Source organism: Haloarcula sp. NS06 (assembly GCF_051122755.1).
Taxonomy (GTDB): domain Archaea; phylum Halobacteriota; class Halobacteria; order Halobacteriales; family Haloarculaceae; genus Haloarcula.
Genome location: NZ_CP184844.1, coordinates 2,216,742 through 2,231,992, shown reverse-complemented (window position 1 = coordinate 2,231,992; position 15,251 = coordinate 2,216,742). Strand labels below are relative to the sequence as shown.

At 62.1% G+C, this 15,251-nt stretch carries 19 protein-coding genes; 13 read left to right on the top strand and 6 right to left on the bottom strand.

Going from position 1 to position 15,251, the window contains the following annotated elements; all coding sequences use genetic code 11:
* Window positions 1-23 precede the first annotated feature (23 nt).
* The gene (locus ACODNH_RS15435) at window positions 24-1,133 is read right to left on the bottom strand and encodes a Gfo/Idh/MocA family protein (RefSeq protein WP_434530523.1); all 1,110 of its coding nucleotides are present in this window, start codon (window positions 1,131-1,133) and stop codon (window positions 24-26) included.
* 102 nt (window positions 1,134-1,235) lie between these two features.
* On the opposite strand from ACODNH_RS15435, the gene ACODNH_RS15430 reads away from it, so the two are divergent.
* Window positions 1,236-1,616: a CBS domain-containing protein gene (locus ACODNH_RS15430; protein ID WP_306705680.1), complete on the top strand. Its 381-nt coding sequence runs from the start codon at window positions 1,236-1,238 to the stop codon at window positions 1,614-1,616.
* Between the two features lie 34 nt (window positions 1,617-1,650).
* Here ACODNH_RS15430 and ACODNH_RS15425 read toward each other — a convergent pair whose 3' ends face one another.
* Together ACODNH_RS15425 and ACODNH_RS15420 are read right to left on the bottom strand one after the other, a co-directional pair.
* A complete protein-coding gene (locus tag ACODNH_RS15425; RefSeq protein WP_306705678.1) occupies window positions 1,651-2,364 on the bottom strand; it encodes a TIGR00266 family protein in 714 nt (237 codons plus the stop codon).
* Window positions 2,365-2,458: 94 nt separating this feature from the next.
* Window positions 2,459-3,427 carry a sugar phosphate isomerase/epimerase family protein gene (locus ACODNH_RS15420; protein WP_306705676.1) on the bottom strand — a complete coding sequence of 323 codons (969 nt, stop codon included), beginning with the start codon at window positions 3,425-3,427 and terminating at the stop codon, window positions 2,459-2,461.
* A gap of 136 nt (window positions 3,428-3,563) precedes the next feature.
* Here ACODNH_RS15420 and ACODNH_RS15415 point away from each other — a divergent pair, with 136 nt between their 5' ends.
* From ACODNH_RS15415 to ACODNH_RS15360, 12 genes are all read left to right on the top strand, one after another.
* Window positions 3,564-4,436 carry a 3-hydroxyacyl-CoA dehydrogenase family protein gene (locus ACODNH_RS15415; RefSeq protein ID WP_306705675.1) on the top strand — a complete coding sequence of 291 codons (873 nt, stop codon included), beginning with the start codon at window positions 3,564-3,566 and terminating at the stop codon, window positions 4,434-4,436.
* Window positions 4,433-5,032, top strand: a complete 600-nt coding sequence (locus ACODNH_RS15410) for a DUF2391 family protein (protein WP_306705672.1) — start codon at window positions 4,433-4,435, stop codon at window positions 5,030-5,032. Before ACODNH_RS15415 ends, ACODNH_RS15410 begins: the two co-directional genes overlap by 4 nt.
* Before the next feature lie 72 nt (window positions 5,033-5,104).
* A complete protein-coding gene (locus ACODNH_RS15405) occupies window positions 5,105-5,284 on the top strand; it encodes an HVO_2753 family zinc finger protein (RefSeq protein WP_004516620.1) in 180 nt (59 codons plus the stop codon).
* 2 nt (window positions 5,285-5,286) lie between these two features.
* Window positions 5,287-5,553 (top strand): elongation factor 1-beta, encoded by a 267-nt coding sequence (locus tag ACODNH_RS15400; RefSeq protein ID WP_004962801.1) that lies wholly within the window; start codon window positions 5,287-5,289, stop codon window positions 5,551-5,553.
* Between the two features lie 113 nt (window positions 5,554-5,666).
* Complete coding sequence (locus ACODNH_RS15395) at window positions 5,667-5,957, top strand: 50S ribosomal protein L21e (protein ID WP_005535295.1); 291 nt, start codon at window positions 5,667-5,669, stop codon at window positions 5,955-5,957.
* Complete coding sequence (locus ACODNH_RS15390; protein WP_306705661.1) at window positions 5,954-6,310, top strand: RNA polymerase Rpb4 family protein; 357 nt, start codon at window positions 5,954-5,956, stop codon at window positions 6,308-6,310. The genes ACODNH_RS15395 and ACODNH_RS15390 overlap by 4 nt, the downstream gene beginning before the upstream one ends.
* 179 nt (window positions 6,311-6,489) lie before the next feature.
* The gene (locus tag ACODNH_RS15385; RefSeq protein ID WP_306705659.1) at window positions 6,490-7,062 is read left to right on the top strand and encodes a DUF655 domain-containing protein; all 573 of its coding nucleotides are present in this window, start codon (window positions 6,490-6,492) and stop codon (window positions 7,060-7,062) included.
* 81 nt (window positions 7,063-7,143) lie between these two features.
* A complete protein-coding gene (locus ACODNH_RS15380) occupies window positions 7,144-8,001 on the top strand; it encodes a 16S ribosomal RNA methyltransferase A (RefSeq protein ID WP_306705658.1) in 858 nt (285 codons plus the stop codon).
* Window position 8,002: 1 nt separating this feature from the next.
* The gene (locus ACODNH_RS15375) at window positions 8,003-8,593 is read left to right on the top strand and encodes a HemK2/MTQ2 family protein methyltransferase (RefSeq protein WP_306705656.1); all 591 of its coding nucleotides are present in this window, start codon (window positions 8,003-8,005) and stop codon (window positions 8,591-8,593) included.
* Between the two features lie 62 nt (window positions 8,594-8,655).
* Window positions 8,656-9,654 carry a 5-methyltetrahydropteroyltriglutamate--homocysteine methyltransferase gene (locus ACODNH_RS15370; RefSeq protein WP_306705654.1) on the top strand — a complete coding sequence of 333 codons (999 nt, stop codon included), beginning with the start codon at window positions 8,656-8,658 and terminating at the stop codon, window positions 9,652-9,654.
* Window positions 9,655-9,658: 4 nt separating this feature from the next.
* On the top strand, window positions 9,659-10,732 hold the full coding sequence (locus tag ACODNH_RS15365) for a methionine synthase (protein WP_306705652.1): 1,074 nt from the start codon (window positions 9,659-9,661) through the stop codon (window positions 10,730-10,732).
* A 631-nt stretch (window positions 10,733-11,363) separates the two neighbouring features.
* Window positions 11,364-11,876, top strand: a complete 513-nt coding sequence (locus ACODNH_RS15360) for an HTH domain-containing protein (protein WP_306705650.1) — start codon at window positions 11,364-11,366, stop codon at window positions 11,874-11,876.
* Here ACODNH_RS15360 and ACODNH_RS15355 read toward each other — a convergent pair.
* Genes ACODNH_RS15355 through ACODNH_RS15345 form a run of 3 tightly spaced genes read right to left on the bottom strand, consistent with a single transcriptional unit; the run spans window position 11,873 to window position 15,169 of the window.
* Window positions 11,873-13,006 (bottom strand): ABC transporter permease, encoded by a 1,134-nt coding sequence (locus ACODNH_RS15355; RefSeq protein ID WP_306705648.1) that lies wholly within the window; start codon window positions 13,004-13,006, stop codon window positions 11,873-11,875. The genes ACODNH_RS15360 and ACODNH_RS15355 overlap by 4 nt on opposite strands.
* Entirely contained in the window at window positions 12,996-13,679 is a 684-nt protein-coding gene (locus tag ACODNH_RS15350; protein ID WP_306705646.1) for an ABC transporter ATP-binding protein, read from the bottom strand. The genes ACODNH_RS15355 and ACODNH_RS15350 overlap by 11 nt, the downstream gene beginning before the upstream one ends.
* Window positions 13,676-15,169 (bottom strand): hypothetical protein, encoded by a 1,494-nt coding sequence (locus ACODNH_RS15345; protein ID WP_434530522.1) that lies wholly within the window; start codon window positions 15,167-15,169, stop codon window positions 13,676-13,678. The genes ACODNH_RS15350 and ACODNH_RS15345 overlap by 4 nt, the downstream gene beginning before the upstream one ends.
* Between the last annotated feature and the right edge of the window lie 82 nt (window positions 15,170-15,251).

Below are 15,251 nucleotides of genomic sequence, written 5' to 3'. Positions count from 1 at the left end.
AAAGGGGGTTTCGGTTCGCGGCCCTACAGGCTGACCCACTCGCCGCGGGCGTCGCTTCGCTCGATAGCGTCGAGGACCCGCTGTGCGGCGAGGCCGTCGGCGAAAGACGGCTCCTGTTGCCCGCCGTCGGCCACGGCCGAGAGGAATTCATAGTTCTCGTGGACGAACGTGTGCTCCCAGCCGATGACGTGGCCGGGGGGCCACCAGTGGTCGACGTAGGGGTCGTCTTCGTCCGTGATGAGCACCTGCTGGAAGCCCCGGTCGCCCTCTGTGAGGACCTGCAGTTCGTTCAGCCGCTCGAGGTCGAACTTGATTGCACCCTTCGACCCCTCGATTTCGATGGTGTGGGCGTTCTTGTGTCCGTTGGCGACGCGGGACGCTTCTAGTGTTCCCATCGTGCCGCCGTCGAACGCGATCTGGGCGCTGTAGGCGTCGTCGACAGTCACCGGGCGCGTCTCGTCGCTGCCCTCCACAGGGCGCTCCTCGGTGAACGTTCGGAGGTGCCCGCTCACGTCTGTTATCTCCCCGGCGGCGTCGCCGAGCAGGAACCGGGCCAGGTCGACGGTATGCGACCCGAGGTCGCCGAGTGCCCCGCTGCCGGCCATCTCCTCGTCGTTGCGCCAGGACCACGGTGCCTCTGGGTCGACCAGCCAGTCCTGAAGATACTGGCCGCGGAAGTGATGAATTTCGCCGAGGACGCCGTCGTCAATGAGCCCCTTCGCGTACTGGATGGCCGGAACAAACCGGTAATTGAAGGCCGCCCCTGCGGGCACGTCAGCGTCAGCAGCGGCCTCGGCCATTTCCTCAGCCGTATCGAGCGTGGGTGCGAGTGGCTTCTCACAGAACGTCGGCGTACCGGCCTCCAGTGCCGCGATGGACGGCTCGGCGTGGATGTGGTTCGGGCCGAGGTTATAGAACACGTCCACCTCGTCGACGATATCCTGCCAGTCCGTTGCGATCCGGTCGAAACCGAACTGGTCGGCCGCGTCGGCCAGCGCGTCTTCGTCGCGGCCGACGAGCACGTCCTTGTTGACGGCGGGCGCTTCGGGGAAGAACATGGGCAGGCGGTCCAGCGCGTTTGCGTGAGCCTTGCCCATAAACCGATAGCCGAGCATGCCGATATCGAGGGTCATAGCCGACTGTTCACTCGGGGCCGAGATAATGCTCATGGTGACGGCAGGGCGGCGGGCCGCGCCGAGGGAAAAGCCAAAACCGGATGCCCGTGTTGATACTCCATGGCCACTGAAACGACCGTCCGTATCGAGGACATCATGTCGACGCCGTTAGAGACGATTTCTGCTGACGAAACCGTCAAAGCGGCCGCGACGCAGATGCAGGCGCAGAACATCAACGGCATCTTCGTGCCGGGAGCAGAGGCGGGCATCATCACCACCACCGACATTGTCGATGCCGTCGCGACCGGGAAAGACCTCTCGTCGGCGACCGTTGATGACGTGATGACGGCTCCGGTCGAGCGGGTGACGACCTCGCTCGAACTGGGCGAAGCGGCAGCGATGATGACGACCTACGATATCAAGCACCTTCCAGTCATTGACGAACACCAGGACTACGTCGGGATGGTTTCGTCGACGGACATCACGCAAGCGCTCTCCTGAACGCGGCTGTTCTTCGGCGGACTTCCGACGGGACTCAGATGAAGTCGTCTATACCGGTTGAGTTACCGCCGTTGTCACCTGTCCCGGGCAGCGCGTCCGCGATGGCCGAGGTGAACGAGGAGAGGCCACGTGTCTGGTACCAGACCGTTCCGGGGCCGGTGAAATCCATCACGAGGCCCTCACCGCTGAGGACCGTCGACTTCAGTCCGCCGACGCGATGGGCGTCGAAGTTGACCGACTCCTCCCAGGCGACGACGTGGTCGTTGTCGACAGTGTAGGACTCACCGGCGTCGAGGTCGACGGTCTCCAGCCCACCGAACGCCTCGATGAGAACGTTCCCAGTCCCTTTCAGCGCCAGCGGCGTGATACTTGCACCGGCCAGCATCGACTTGATACCGCCGAACTCGGAGTCGATATCGATGTCGGGGTCGGCCGCCAGAAACGCCCCATCGACAGCGTACAGCGTCTCGCCTGTGAGCTCGTGGTGGTGGACGTCACCCGGCGTCGGCGGCGCGAGAGTGACCGTTCCGGGGCCGCCCCGGGCGGTGAACTCGTTTGCGAGCAGCGACTCGCCGCCAAGCATCGACTTCGCGGAGCTGAGGAGGCCGTCCCGGCTCGTCGTCGTTTCGATTTCGATAGTCGGCGAGTGGCTGACCATCGCGCCGGGTTCGGCGAGTATCGATTCGCCGCTGTCGAGGGAAGCGCGGACGTGCGTATACGAGGGTTTGTGGGTGAGTTCGATGTCCATATCGTGTCACTGGATGGGATAGTCCAGTCGTAGTATCTCACAGATACTATATAAGCCTAAGTGTCGGAGAAAGCCGTTTCGCTGGTTCTATTGCTTACTCAGCCCAGTAGGCGTCGCCGGGCTGGGTCTCGAAGACGGCGCGGTCGAGCACGTCGACTGCTTTCTCCAGACCCTCGCGGGCGCTGGTCAGCGAGTCCTCGTGTTCGATAGAGAGCGCGCCGTCGTAGCCGACCATCCGTAGCGTCGACACCACGTCTTTCCAGTGGGACTCGTCGTGACCGTAGCCGATGGAGCGGAACAGCCACGACCGGTCTGCCTCGTCCGTATACGGCGCGGTGTCGAGCACGCCTTTCTTGCGGGCGTTTGATTCGTAGACCTTCGTGTCCTTGGCGTGGACGTGGTGGATGGCGTCGTGCTCGCCGAGCAGTCGGATGGCCTCGGTCACGTCGATGCCCTGCCAGTACAGATGCGACGGGTCGAAGTTCGCGCCGATGCGGTCGTTCGTCCGGCGGCGCAGTTCCAGCAGGCCGCGCGGTTCGTACACCAACATATTGGGATGCATCTCGATGGCGACATCGACATCATGTGCGCCCGCGTGAGCCGCGAGGTCCGACCAGTACTCGTCGGCGACGCGCCACTGGTACTCGTGAGCGTCGGCGTGTTCGGTCGGCCAGGGCGCAGTGATCCAGTTCGGGACCTCGTCGTTCGGGCCGCCAGCAGGCAAGCCCGAGAACCCCGTGACGGTGTTCACGCCGAGCTGGTCGGCCAGCCGGATCGTCTCCCGGAGTTCCCGGTCGGCCTCGGCGGCACGTTCGTCATCGGGATGGAGCGGATTGTTGTGTGTCGCCAGCGCGCTCACCCGAAGGTCGTGTTCGCCTAAAAGCGTCTCAAGTTCAGCCTGTTTCTCCTCGTCGTCGAGATACGCCTGCCGGTCGAGGTGGTCGTCCCCGGGGAAACCACCACACCCCAGTTCGACCGCGTTGACACCCAGGTCGCTGAGATACGCCAGCGCCTCGTCGAGCGACTGCCCGCCCAAGGGAACCGTCAGTACACCAATGTCCATACGCGGCGGTACAGCCGGTGTCGAAAAAAGCGTACTGCCGTTGCTCCAGTCACGCTGTCCAGCCTACAAGCGGTACAGGGCGGAGAGGGCAGACCGCGGCGTAAAGGATTAACGCCGGGAGTGCGGTGGTACTGTCATGATTGTGGCCGTACTCGGAACCGGACAGCGGGGGCGGAATATCGCACAGCGATGTGTCCGTGCGGGCCACGAAGTGCGTCTCCGGGGAACGGATGCGTCGGACGTGATGGACCGGGTCGACGAGATTCGACGCGCACTCAACGGGGACGTCTCGGCCGGTATCGACGGAACCACCGGGCTCGAAAGCGCTGTCAACGGCAGCGACATCGTCATCGACGCAACCGCTGGCGGGACGGACAGCCATCGGGAGGTGGTCGCCGAAACTGAGACCATGGTCGAGGATGAGACGCTCATCGCCGTCAGCGACACGTCGCTGTCGGTAACTGCCGTCGCTACTGGTCTGCGGAGTCCGGACCGTGCCGTCGGCCTCAACCTTGTCGACCCGCCGGACGGCGCTATCGTCGAGGTCGTCATCGCCGAGCAGACGACAGCGGCGACCCGCGACCGAGTCACTGACTTCGTCGAAAGTCTGGACGCATCACCGGTCGTTGTGCGAGACACACCCGGGTTCGCCGCGCTCCGCCTCGAACTCGCTACTATCGCTGAGGCGGTCCGGATGGTTGAGGATGGTGTCGCCGGGGTTCGTGATATCGACCGGACGTTCGAGCGTGGTGATTCAGACCGCGACGGGCCGCTCGTTCGCGCCGACCGGCACGGGCTGGAAACGGTGCTCACAGCGCTCGAAGACCTCGCTGACCGGCTCGACGAGCGGTTCGAGCCGCCAGCGTTGCTCCGTCGGAAGGTCGAAGATGGACAGCGAGGTGCTGTCACCGGCGAGGGATTCTACGTCTGGGAAGACGGCACTCCGGCGGCCGGTGCCGACCCGGACCCGGACGTGCCAACGCGAGATAGTGAGCCCGATCTCAGATGAGCACGCAGGAAGACTCACCAGCCGAACGAGACACCGAGGACGACGAGTTCGCAACGCTGTTCGATGAACTCCAGGAACTGGAACAGCTCGTCGACTCAGAGGACGAGCGACGACAGGTCCGTGACGCGATGCGTGCGGCCGCCGATTCACAGGACCACGAGCCTGCGACCTTTGGCCGGGTCGTCTGGGGCTTTGGCCGGTCCGACCTTGCGGAAGCGCTGCTTGGCTCGCTGTTGTTCGGGATTCCGATGGCCGTCGAAGGCGGGACGGTCGATGCTGGGCTACACATCGCCCAACACCCGCTGTATCTCGTCGCGACAGTCGCCATCGCCATCGCGTTGGTCATCTCGATTCTGTACGTCGCCGACTTTCAGGATGTTCGAGTGGCGAACCGGATACTGGGAATCGTGCCGCGGCGACTTGTCGGCGTCACCGGAACAGCACTTGTGGTTTCCGTCGCGCTCCTTACTGGGTGGGGGCTCGTCGAGTGGTCGACCGACCCCGCGGTCGTCTACGAATCGGCCTGCATCTGTGCCGTGGCGTTCGTTCCGATGGCGATCGGCGCTGCCCTCGGGGACATTCTGCCCGGGAACTAGGGCCATGGCAGTCACTCGCGGTGACGGTCGCATTTGGCAATCGTTAAAAGCCGCGGTCGGATACGGAGTGGTATGAGCGAGAGCCAACAGAAACAGGCGCGCAAGTGCGTCTCGTGTGGCATCAACATCGCCGGCACGAACGCCGCCGCGTTCAAGTGCCCGGACTGTGGCCAGCAGATCTACCGCTGTGCCACCTGCCGGAAGCAGAGCAACCTCTACAAATGCCCGGACTGCGGCTTCATGGGGCCATAACAATGGGGAAAGTAGCAGCCAAGATCAAGGTCATGCCGGAGAGTCCCGAAGTCGACCTCGACGACCTGCAGGAGCGTCTCGAGGGTGTGCTTCCCGAAGGAACGAAGATCAACGGGTTCGAGCGCGAGGACGTCGCCTTCGGTCTCGTCGCGCTGACGCCGACGGTCATCGTCCCTGACGACACTGGTGGCACGGAAGCCGTCGAAGAAGCCTTTGCGAACGTCGATGACGTCGAGTCGGTCTCCATCGAGAGCACCGGTCGCCTGTAATCGACTCGTCACCGTAGTTTTCTACTCGGCTCCGTAGCAACTGCAAACGCGTGGCTGGTGACAGTCACGGAACGCACGTTTTATTAGGGCGACCGGATTAGCGGAGAGCAAGAATGCCTAGTTCAAACGGACCTCTCGAAGGAACACGAGACAAGCTCAAGAACAAGCCCCGCGACCGCGGCACCTCGCCGCCCCAGCGCGCCGTCGAAGAGTTTGACGACGGCGAGAAAGTCCACCTCAAGATCGACCCGTCCGTGCCGAACGGGCGCTTCCACCCGCGGTTCGACGGCCAGACCGGAACCGTCGAGGGGAAGCAGGGTGACGCGTACAAGGTCGATATCGTCGACGGTGGCAAAGAGAAAACCATCATCGTCACCGCTGCGCACCTGCGCCGGCAAGAATGACGATATTTAAAGAAAAAGTCAGTGAGGAGTTCCTGACGGTCGCGGAGACCAAGGAGATACTCGAAGACCTCGAGATGGAGCGGGCTGCCGAGGAGGACCGTGAGATGCGCTACGAGCTCAAGCGAGCTATCGAGCACGTCAACCGGTTTGCCCTCCTCGACCCTGAGGAGTCGCTACAACTGGTCGAAGAGCTCGAAGAGCTCGAAAAGGTCGACACGCCGACGGCCTACAAGATCGCGAACCTCCGACCGCTGGACCGCGACGAGCTCCGGGCTGTGTTCGCACAGGAGCGGTACACGCTCGACGGCGACGAACTCGACGATATCCTCAACATCGTCAAGCAGTACGCGTAACGAGGGGCTCGTCAGTTTGGCTGCCCGTCGCTCTGTTCTCTGATTTCGCCGGCGGTTAGCCATGCCAACGGGAGTCGCTGTCCGTTGCTGTGAGCCGAACACGAAGATAGCGACGGCGTCCCGTGGAGCGGTTCGGGGCATCCACCGGCATTAAGTGTGCTCTGCTCGTACTGCCTGACATGACTGAATCGGAGAGCGGCGGCGACACTATGATGGCGGCTGTCCTCGATGTCCTCCCGCATGGGCGGCCCGGAGACGACCGGCCACAGCACCAGAAGGAGCCGCTTGCGTACGCACTCGACATCGATGAATTCTACATTTACGAGCTGCAGCTTGCGGACAAGGACGTTGATATCGCGTTTGGTGACCGCATCGACCTGACGGAGTTCGGCCGCGTGACCGAAGTCGAATTCGAGGACATCCCGAGTGGTGCCCGCTCGGAACTCGACTACGCCGTCGAGGAAGTCGTCGAGGCAAACGAGCAGCGGTTCGTCGACTTCTACAACGACGCCCAGCCGATCACGCTGCGGCTCCACCAGCTGAACCTTCTGCCGGGCATCGGGAAGAAGCTCCGGAACACGATTCTCGATGAGCGAAAGCGAAAGCCCTTCCAGAGCTTCGAAGACCTCGAAGAGCGCGTTAGTGGCCTCCACAGCCCCAAGGAGACGCTTGTCGAGCGGATACTCGAAGAGCTACAGGACGATGACCTGAAGTACCGGCTGTTCGTCCGGCGCGAGGAACAGTCCTCGTAACAGTGCCGGCTGCAAGCAGCTAGCCTTACAGCCGCCAGTACAAGGCGACCCTTTTCTACCGCGACCCGTTACGGCTCGCTAATGACTACGATCGAAACAGGGACTCGGGACCCCGACGCGCTTGTCCGGCGGGCTGGCAAACGGGCCGACACCCGGCAGGACCAGCACTTCCTCGTCGACGACCGGGTACTGGACCGCATTCCGGAGTACGCGACCGACGCGGACGTAGACCTCTCGCACGTGCTGGAGATCGGCGCAGGCCCGGGTGCGCTAACGGACCGCTTGCTCGCGGTGGCTGGGCGCGTGACCGCAGTCGAGCGTGATCCGGACTTCGCGGCCCATCTCCGCGAGGAGTTCGCCGAGGAAGTCGCGGCGGACCGGCTTACTATCGTTGAGGGTGACGCGCTCGAAGTCGACCTGCCTGAGTTCACCGCAAGCATCTCGAATCTGCCCTACGGCGCGTCCTCAGAGATCGCCTTTCGATTGCTTCCGAAGCAGCGCCCGCTGCTGTTGATGTTCCAGCAGGAGTTCGCTGAGCGGATGGCCGCCGACCCCGCGACGGACGACTACGGGCGGCTCTCGGTCACGGCGGGCCACTACGCTGACGTGGAGATCGTCGAGACGGTGCCACCGGAAGCATTCGACCCCCAGCCTCGCGTGACGAGTGCGCTCGTCCGGACGACGCCCCGGACCCCGGACTACACCGTCCCCAGCGATGACTTCTTCATGGACTTCCTGAAGGCAGTGTTCACCCAGCGCCGGAAGACAATGCGCAACGCCGTCCGCAACACGGCCCACATCTCCGGGCTGGGTGACCCCGACGCGGTGGTCGAGGCTGCCGACGAGGACCTCATGAGCGCCCGTGCCGGGAAGCTCACGCCGGCCGATTTTGCCACGCTTGCGACACTCGCGTACGAGGTCGGCCAGCCGGAGGCCTGAGATGGGTGACGGTGAAGACCGCCCCTCGCTGGCCGACCAGCGGGGCGTAGAGTCGGTGTACCAGCCGGCGGAGGACTCGGACCTGCTGGCCCGAACGGCTCAGGAACGAGTCGAGGCGGGCGATACTGTCCTTGATGTGGGGACGGGCTCCGGGTACGTCGCCGCGACGCTCGCCGACGCTGGGGCACGGGCGGTCGGCGTCGACGTGAGCCCGCTGGCCTGTCGAGAGGCGGCCGAGAACGGCGTCCCAGTCGTTCGCGGGGACCTCGTCGAGCCGTTCCAGACAGCGGCTTTCGACCTCGTGGCGTTCAATCCGCCCTATTTGCCGACCCCGCCCGAGCAAGAGTGGGACGACTGGATGGAACACGCGCTGTCGGGTGGCGACGACGGACGGCGGCTCGTCGACCCGTTTCTCGAAGCCGTCGAGCGTGTGTTAGCCCCGGGCGGCGAAGCGCTCATGCTTGTCAGCAGTCTCACGGACCCGGATGCAGTGCGAGCGTACGCGAGCGAACACGGGCTGGCGAGCGAGCAGCTTGCCAGTGAAAAACACCCATACGAGGCCCTCGTCGTCCTGCGGTTCTATCGAGTTTGATTACTGTTAGGCATTTTAGTGAATAGGAAATATTAAAGCCCGTCATTGACTACTCCTTGGCAATGACACAGGTAATCGCCACGACCCCTGGGCTCTTTCCGCTCCCGGACTGGGCCAAGGACGAACTGGCAGATCTGAAGGGCCACCAGAAGACCGATCTCATCTCGGGCGACGAATCCGGCGAGATTGCTGCAGCCTACGATAAAGCCCGCGAGGAAGTCATCGCCATCCAGCAGGACGCCGGACTTGACCGCGTTGTCGAGGGCCAGCTCCGCTGGGACGACATGCTCGCACACCCGCTTGCAGTCCACGACAGCGTGGAGACGAAAGGCATCGTCCGCTACTATGACAACAACAATTTCTACCGAGAGCCGGTCGTGCAGGGCGACCTGAGTGCTGACGGTGGCGACGTTGCCGCGGACCTCAGTACAGCGGCCGAGCACGTCGATTCGGGACTCCAGGCTGTACTCCCCGGGCCGTACTCGCTTGCGGACCTCGCGACGGACGAGCACTACGGTGATGACGCTGAGTTCCTTGACGCCATCGCCGAGTTCCTTGTCGAGGAAGTGAACGCGTTCCCGGATGTCGAGACGCTGTTCCTGCTTGAACCGTCGCTGGTCGAGAACACGCCTGCTGATGGGGAGGACGAGCGCGCCGCCGAGGCAATCGACGCCATCGCCTCGGCCGCCGACGCCGACGTTGTCGCCCACACCTACTGGGGCGCAATCGAGGAGAAGGCCTACGCACACCTGATGGACGCTGACGTGGACGCCATCGGCTTCGACCTCGTGGCGAACCACGACCAGACCGTCTACAACGTGCAGGAGTACGGCACCAAGGAAGACGTGGCGCTGGGCGTTGTCGACGGCCAGAACACGCTCGTCGAGTCACCTGAAACAATTCGGGACCGCATCGACTGGTTCGAACAGCAGACGAACACCGCGTACGACACCGTCTACGCGACAGCCAACACGGAAACGTTCTACCTCCCGGTGAACAAGTTCGAAGACAAGCTCAAAGCGCTCGCAAACGCCGCGGATCTGGAGGCGGCGGAGGCATAAAACGATGACAGGACCACGAGACCAGTTCAAACCGGCGGACCACCCGAACGACCATTTCCTGCTGACGACCGTCGTCGGCTCCTACCCCAAGCCCAAGTGGCACGACCGTGCCCGTGAGCTGTTCGAGGACGAGGACGCCGACTTCGGCGAGGACGAGTGGGAAGAATCGAAAGACGACGCCTCGCGGCTCATCACTCACGAGCACGAACGCGCAGGCCTCGATGTCATCTGTGACGGCGAGATGCGCCGCAACGAGATGGTAGAGTACTTCGCCCACCGCATCGACGGCTATGAGTTCAACGGCCGCGTGAAGGTGTGGGGCCACAACTACTTCGACAAGCCGAGCGTCGCCGACGAGGTCGAGTACGGCGAGCAGTGGCTCGTCGAGGAGTTCGAATTCACCGACGAGGTGGCCGAGCGACCGGTCAAGGTTCCGATTACGGGGCCGTACACGCTCGCCAACTGGTCGTTCAACGAAGTGTACGACAACGAGGAGCAGTTGGCCTACGAACTGGCGGACCTCGTCAACGAGGAAATCGAGGCGCTGGTTGAGGCTGGCGCTCGATACATCCAGATCGACGAGCCGGCCCTGGCCACGACGCCGGACGACCACGCCATCGTTGGAGAGTGTCTGGAACGCATCGTCGACGAAATCCCCGACGATGTGCGTCTGGGCCTGCACGTCTGTTACGGCGACTACTCGCGTATCTACCCCGAGATTCTGGACTACCCGGTTCACGAGTACGATCTGGAGCTCGCAAACGGCGACTACGACCAGCTCGACGTGTTCAAAGAGCACGAATTCACGAAGGACTTCGCGATGGGCGTGCTGGACGCCCACACCGCGGAGGTCGAGTCCGTTGCGGAAATCAAGAAGAACATTAAAAAGGGACTGGAAGTCGTGCCGCCGGAACGACTCACCGTTTCGCCGGACTGTGGCGTCAAGCTCCTGCCTCGTGAGGTCGCCCGCGGCAAGATGGAGAACATGGTGCAGGCAGCTCGCGAAGTCGAGGAGGAACTGGACGCTGGCGAGATTGATGTTGTTGCGAGTGGTGCGGAAGCGCACGCAGACGATTAAACTGGTGAGGGTCTCGGCTGCGAACTATCAGCCGTTTTTGTAGCGGACGAGTAGCGAGCACCTGAACGAAGCCGTGCACGGAGCGCCCCGCGAGCAGCGTGATGTGAGTGACCGACAGCAGTTTGCTCACGGTGAGCATGACTGACCGTATTTTCGACGAAGGTTGGCTACGATTTCGGCAGCTATCGAATATACTCGGGCGCGCCGTTCCCGGATCCGGCAAATGTCGCAGACAGGGACAGCGAACATACAGGGTGCGGGATCAAGCGAGACCTGTGGAATCTCTGGCTAGCAAGATCCCGAACAGGTCGTCACGAGGCTGCCTGAGCACAAAAGCTCCCGACGAACAACTATTTAGATTCTTATAAATCTGCGAATCCGGAGCCTAAACTAGAAGATGTTCACCAATAGTTTGTTCGACAAGCATCGAAACTAACATCGACCTAGGGGGAAAATAACTGTCGCCGTACTAATAATATAAGGGGCTTCTGTATTCAGGTAAATACTCTATATTATGGATATAGAGAACCTCATGCCGCAGATTCCAGGTTTTAATTTCGTGCAGTGTGTTAGCATGCAAGTCTGGGAAAGAGTTTTGAGGGTCTCTGGAGAAGCTAGCGATGAGAAAGCTATGACAGGGGACACACATCTTCGGGCAGAACTGTATCTTCGTGGAGATACGTACGGCACGTTCGACGCACAACAACAGGTGCTCAATCGGGTGAAGCGACTGGAGGCCAACGGCGTGTTCAGCGAGTCGATGTTGGCCGGCGAGTGGCAGCGGATCAGAACGATGGCAGAGGACAAGCGGTCGGAAGCCATCCGGACCTACGAAGAGTTCAGAGACTGGGCAGGCCAGAACGACCACTCGCTCGAACCGGCGTTCGAACGGCGGAACCGAAGCTACGTCGGGATGGACCGGGTCGACGACGTTGTCGTCTTCCCGGTCGTTTCGCTGGCGATCTACGACAGCGACGACCTAGAAGGCGTGTTCCCGTGCTCGGACGAGAAACGGACATACACTGTCGGTGACGCGCTAGAAGCCTTCGAGCGTGGCGATGAGGATTGGCTCGCACAGTTTGACTCCCTGTCGGTCGACCGGACTGACCCGCTGCTCGAGCCGGGCGTCGACGCGACGATTTAACCGCGTAGCGCGTCGACCGGTTCTTCGCTCGCCGCCTTCCAGGCCGGATACAGCCCGCTGACGATACTCGTCAGCACCCCAAAGGCGAACGCCGCACCGACGTACCAGGCGTTCGGTAGCCTGAAAACGGCCATCGCATCGCCGACGGCGTAGTGGTTTATCGCCAGCCCGGCACCGAGGCTCAGAATGACACCAGCGACGCCACCAAGGAACCCGAGCAGCGTCGCTTCCATCAACATCACTTTGAGGACATCCCGCTTCTGGTAGCCGACAGCTCTGAGGACGCCGATTTCCTCCCGGCGTTCAACAGTGGACATCAACATGACGTTGAGAATCGAGATGCCGGCCACGAGCAGCGAAATAGATGCGATGCCAGCGAGGACAGTGTTGATGATCTGGAACTGCTCTTCGATGGTATCGACGAGCGAGCCAAGTTCCTGCACGAAGACCCGCTCCTCACGGTCGTTGAGCGCGTCGCGGATCCCCATCGCCGTTTCATTGGCCTGCGTCCCTGTGGACTCGATAACGTACACTTCCGAGTAGCCACGCTGGCTGAACGACGTCGCTGGCATGATGATTCGGTTATCGGGGTTCGTCGAAGAGAACGGGTCGCCTTCTTCGAGTACAGCCCGAATACGGACACTGGTCCCGTTGACGGTGATCTGGCTCCCGGGATGCAGGTCGTGCTCCTCCGCGACGTTCGAACCGACAAGCGCACCGGACCGGAACGGCGATACCCGTCCCTCCTTGGCCTCGTATAACTCCGCCGGATTCTCAACGCCGTATATTGTCTCCCTGACGGCGTCCTCGCGGTTGTACGCTACTGGCTCAAAGCGTGTCTTTACTGGCGAGACAGTCGCTGTCGGGCTCGCCTCTCTGCGGATCGTACGGATATCGCGTTCGGTGAGTTCAGTGATGTTTTCACCGGAGTTCGGGTAGACCGTAAGCTGGTTTCCGACGTTACCGAGGTTCTGGGTAAACGAGTATTGGAGCGCGACGCCGAACATCCCCAGCGAAGCAATGGCAACGACGCCGATGACGATACCCAGCGACGCCAGCAGCGACCGCATCTTCGTTCGCGTGAGGTTTCGCCGCGCCATCAGCGCGGCCGGGAAGAACCTACCCGCCATTCTTCCGTTCCCTCCCAATAGTTCCGTCGACTAAATGCACGGTGCGGTCAACGTATTCATTGACCAAATCGTCGTGGGTGACTGCGACGATTGCCACGTCGTCTTCGTCGGCGATGCGGCGGAACTCGTCAAGTATCTGTCGACCGGTTTCGCTGTCGAGGTTCCCTGTCGGCTCGTCGGCGAGGACCACCTTCGGACTGTTGATCAGCGAACGCGCGATGGCGACGCGTTGCTTCTGGCCGCCGGAGAGTTCGTCGGGTTTGTGGCCCAGTCGGTCACCGAGCCCAAGCCGCTCTAGGAGGGTTCTAGCCCGTTGTTTGACTTTCGGGTCACTGTCCAGTAGCAGTGGTACTTCGACGTTCTCGACGGCAGTCAACGTCGGCAGGAGATAGAAGTGCTGGAACACGAACCCGATCGTTTGCTTGCGGAGCGCGGTCCGCTTGCTGTCGCCGAGTCCAGTCACGTCCTGCCCCTCAAGCAGGACGGTCCCCTCCGTCGGCGTATCCAGCAGTCCGAGGATGTTCAGCAGGGTTGTCTTGCCACTACCGCTGGGCCCCATAATCGAGACGAACTCGCCAGCTTCGAGCGCGAAGTCGATACCCGCTAGTGCGTAGAGGGTCTGGCCGCCGGTACGGTAGCGCTTGACCAGTCCCTGTGCGTCAATAACCGTCATACCTCGATATCGTCGTCACCGCGGCGGTAGCGGCGCACGAGGACACCGACGACGACCAGTAGCGCCAGCCCGCCAGCGATGAACACCGGCAACATACTGTTCTGGTCACCGCCCTCGCTGTCGTCGTCTTGGTCCGCCTGCTGTGCCGAACCACCCATCCGATCGATATCGACGTCGAAGGTCTGTCGCTTCCGCGTGTCGTCGACGAGGTACGTCACCTCCAGTGGCACCGACGTGACGTTCCCTGTCGTCCGAGCGTACACGTCGAAGGAGACGAAGTCACTGGCCGGGACCGTGCCGACGAAGTAGTCACGGTTTGGGGTCGCTGGAGTGACGGTCTCGGTATTGACAACGCTGACGAGGACGCTGTCCGCATCCGTCGACCCGACGTTGCTTGCACTCCCGGAAATCTGGAGGCGTCCCCCCTGTCGGATCACGTCTAGACCGGTGAGGTCGATCGTTCCCGGGACAGACCGGAGTGTCGTTTCGGTGCTTGTCTGTTCCGTTTCGGTCCCGAGTTCGTAGTTGGCCGTGACAGTGACGTCCGCGCGAGGTTCGTCCATCGTGGCGTTCAGGCGTACCTGCCGGGTCGTACTGGCTGAGACGTTTTCGAGCAGGACACGCTGGAACGACGCGTTCTCCGACGTTGCACTGACCATGACATCCGAGAGCGGAGCGTTGGCCCCGTTCGAGACCGCGACTCGTAACGCGCGGTCAGTACCGCTGCCGACCGCAGTCGTATCGAGTTCTACGCTGTTCCGGAGCGAGTCCGAATCGATGACTGTCGTCCGCGTCGTACTACGGGTAGTGTCTCCGTCAACCGTGTAGCTGATTGTTGCGGTCAGCGAGTGTTCGCCGGCGGATTCGGGTCGGAACCGGAACGGGGCTGTAATCGAGCCGTTCTCTGCGACGCTTGATCTGACTGTCCGGCTCTTTGTCATTTCGACGCCCTCGCCCTCGACGACCACCTCGACGTTCGTTATCTGCGTGTCGAGTCCGTTTGCGACGGTGACATCGCCAGTCGACTCAACGCCGGCGACGGAGTCATTGGCCGTGATATCCACCTGCGGGTGACGCTCCTGAACATTCAACTGGACCGGATATTTGAGTTCAATGTTGTCGCCGGTCCCGCGGTCACGGCCGTACACAATGACGCGGAGGTCCTTGCTTCCGGCCGAATCAAACGAGGCAGTCAGCGGGACTTCCAGAGTACTACCCGGCGAAATCGAGCCAAGATTCGAGACGCGTTCGTACTCTGTGATTCCTTTCCCGCCTGATTTCCGGATTGCAATGTCGTTAATTTCGAGCGGGGCATCGCTGCTCTCGAGGTTCCGCACAGTCGTGTCGAACGTGATGGTTTCGCCCGGTGCTGGCGATGACGGCGACACATCGACGTTCGAGATTGACGCGTTGACGCTCGCGCCGGCGACTGACAGCGGAAGCGAACCGACGACGACTAAGCAGGCGAGGACAGCCACACCGTGGCGCATCACGAAGTCACCTCTGGCTGCAGTAATCGTATGCCGGTCCGACAACTCATCGGGAGGACGCTATCGGGGACCGTTACCATGT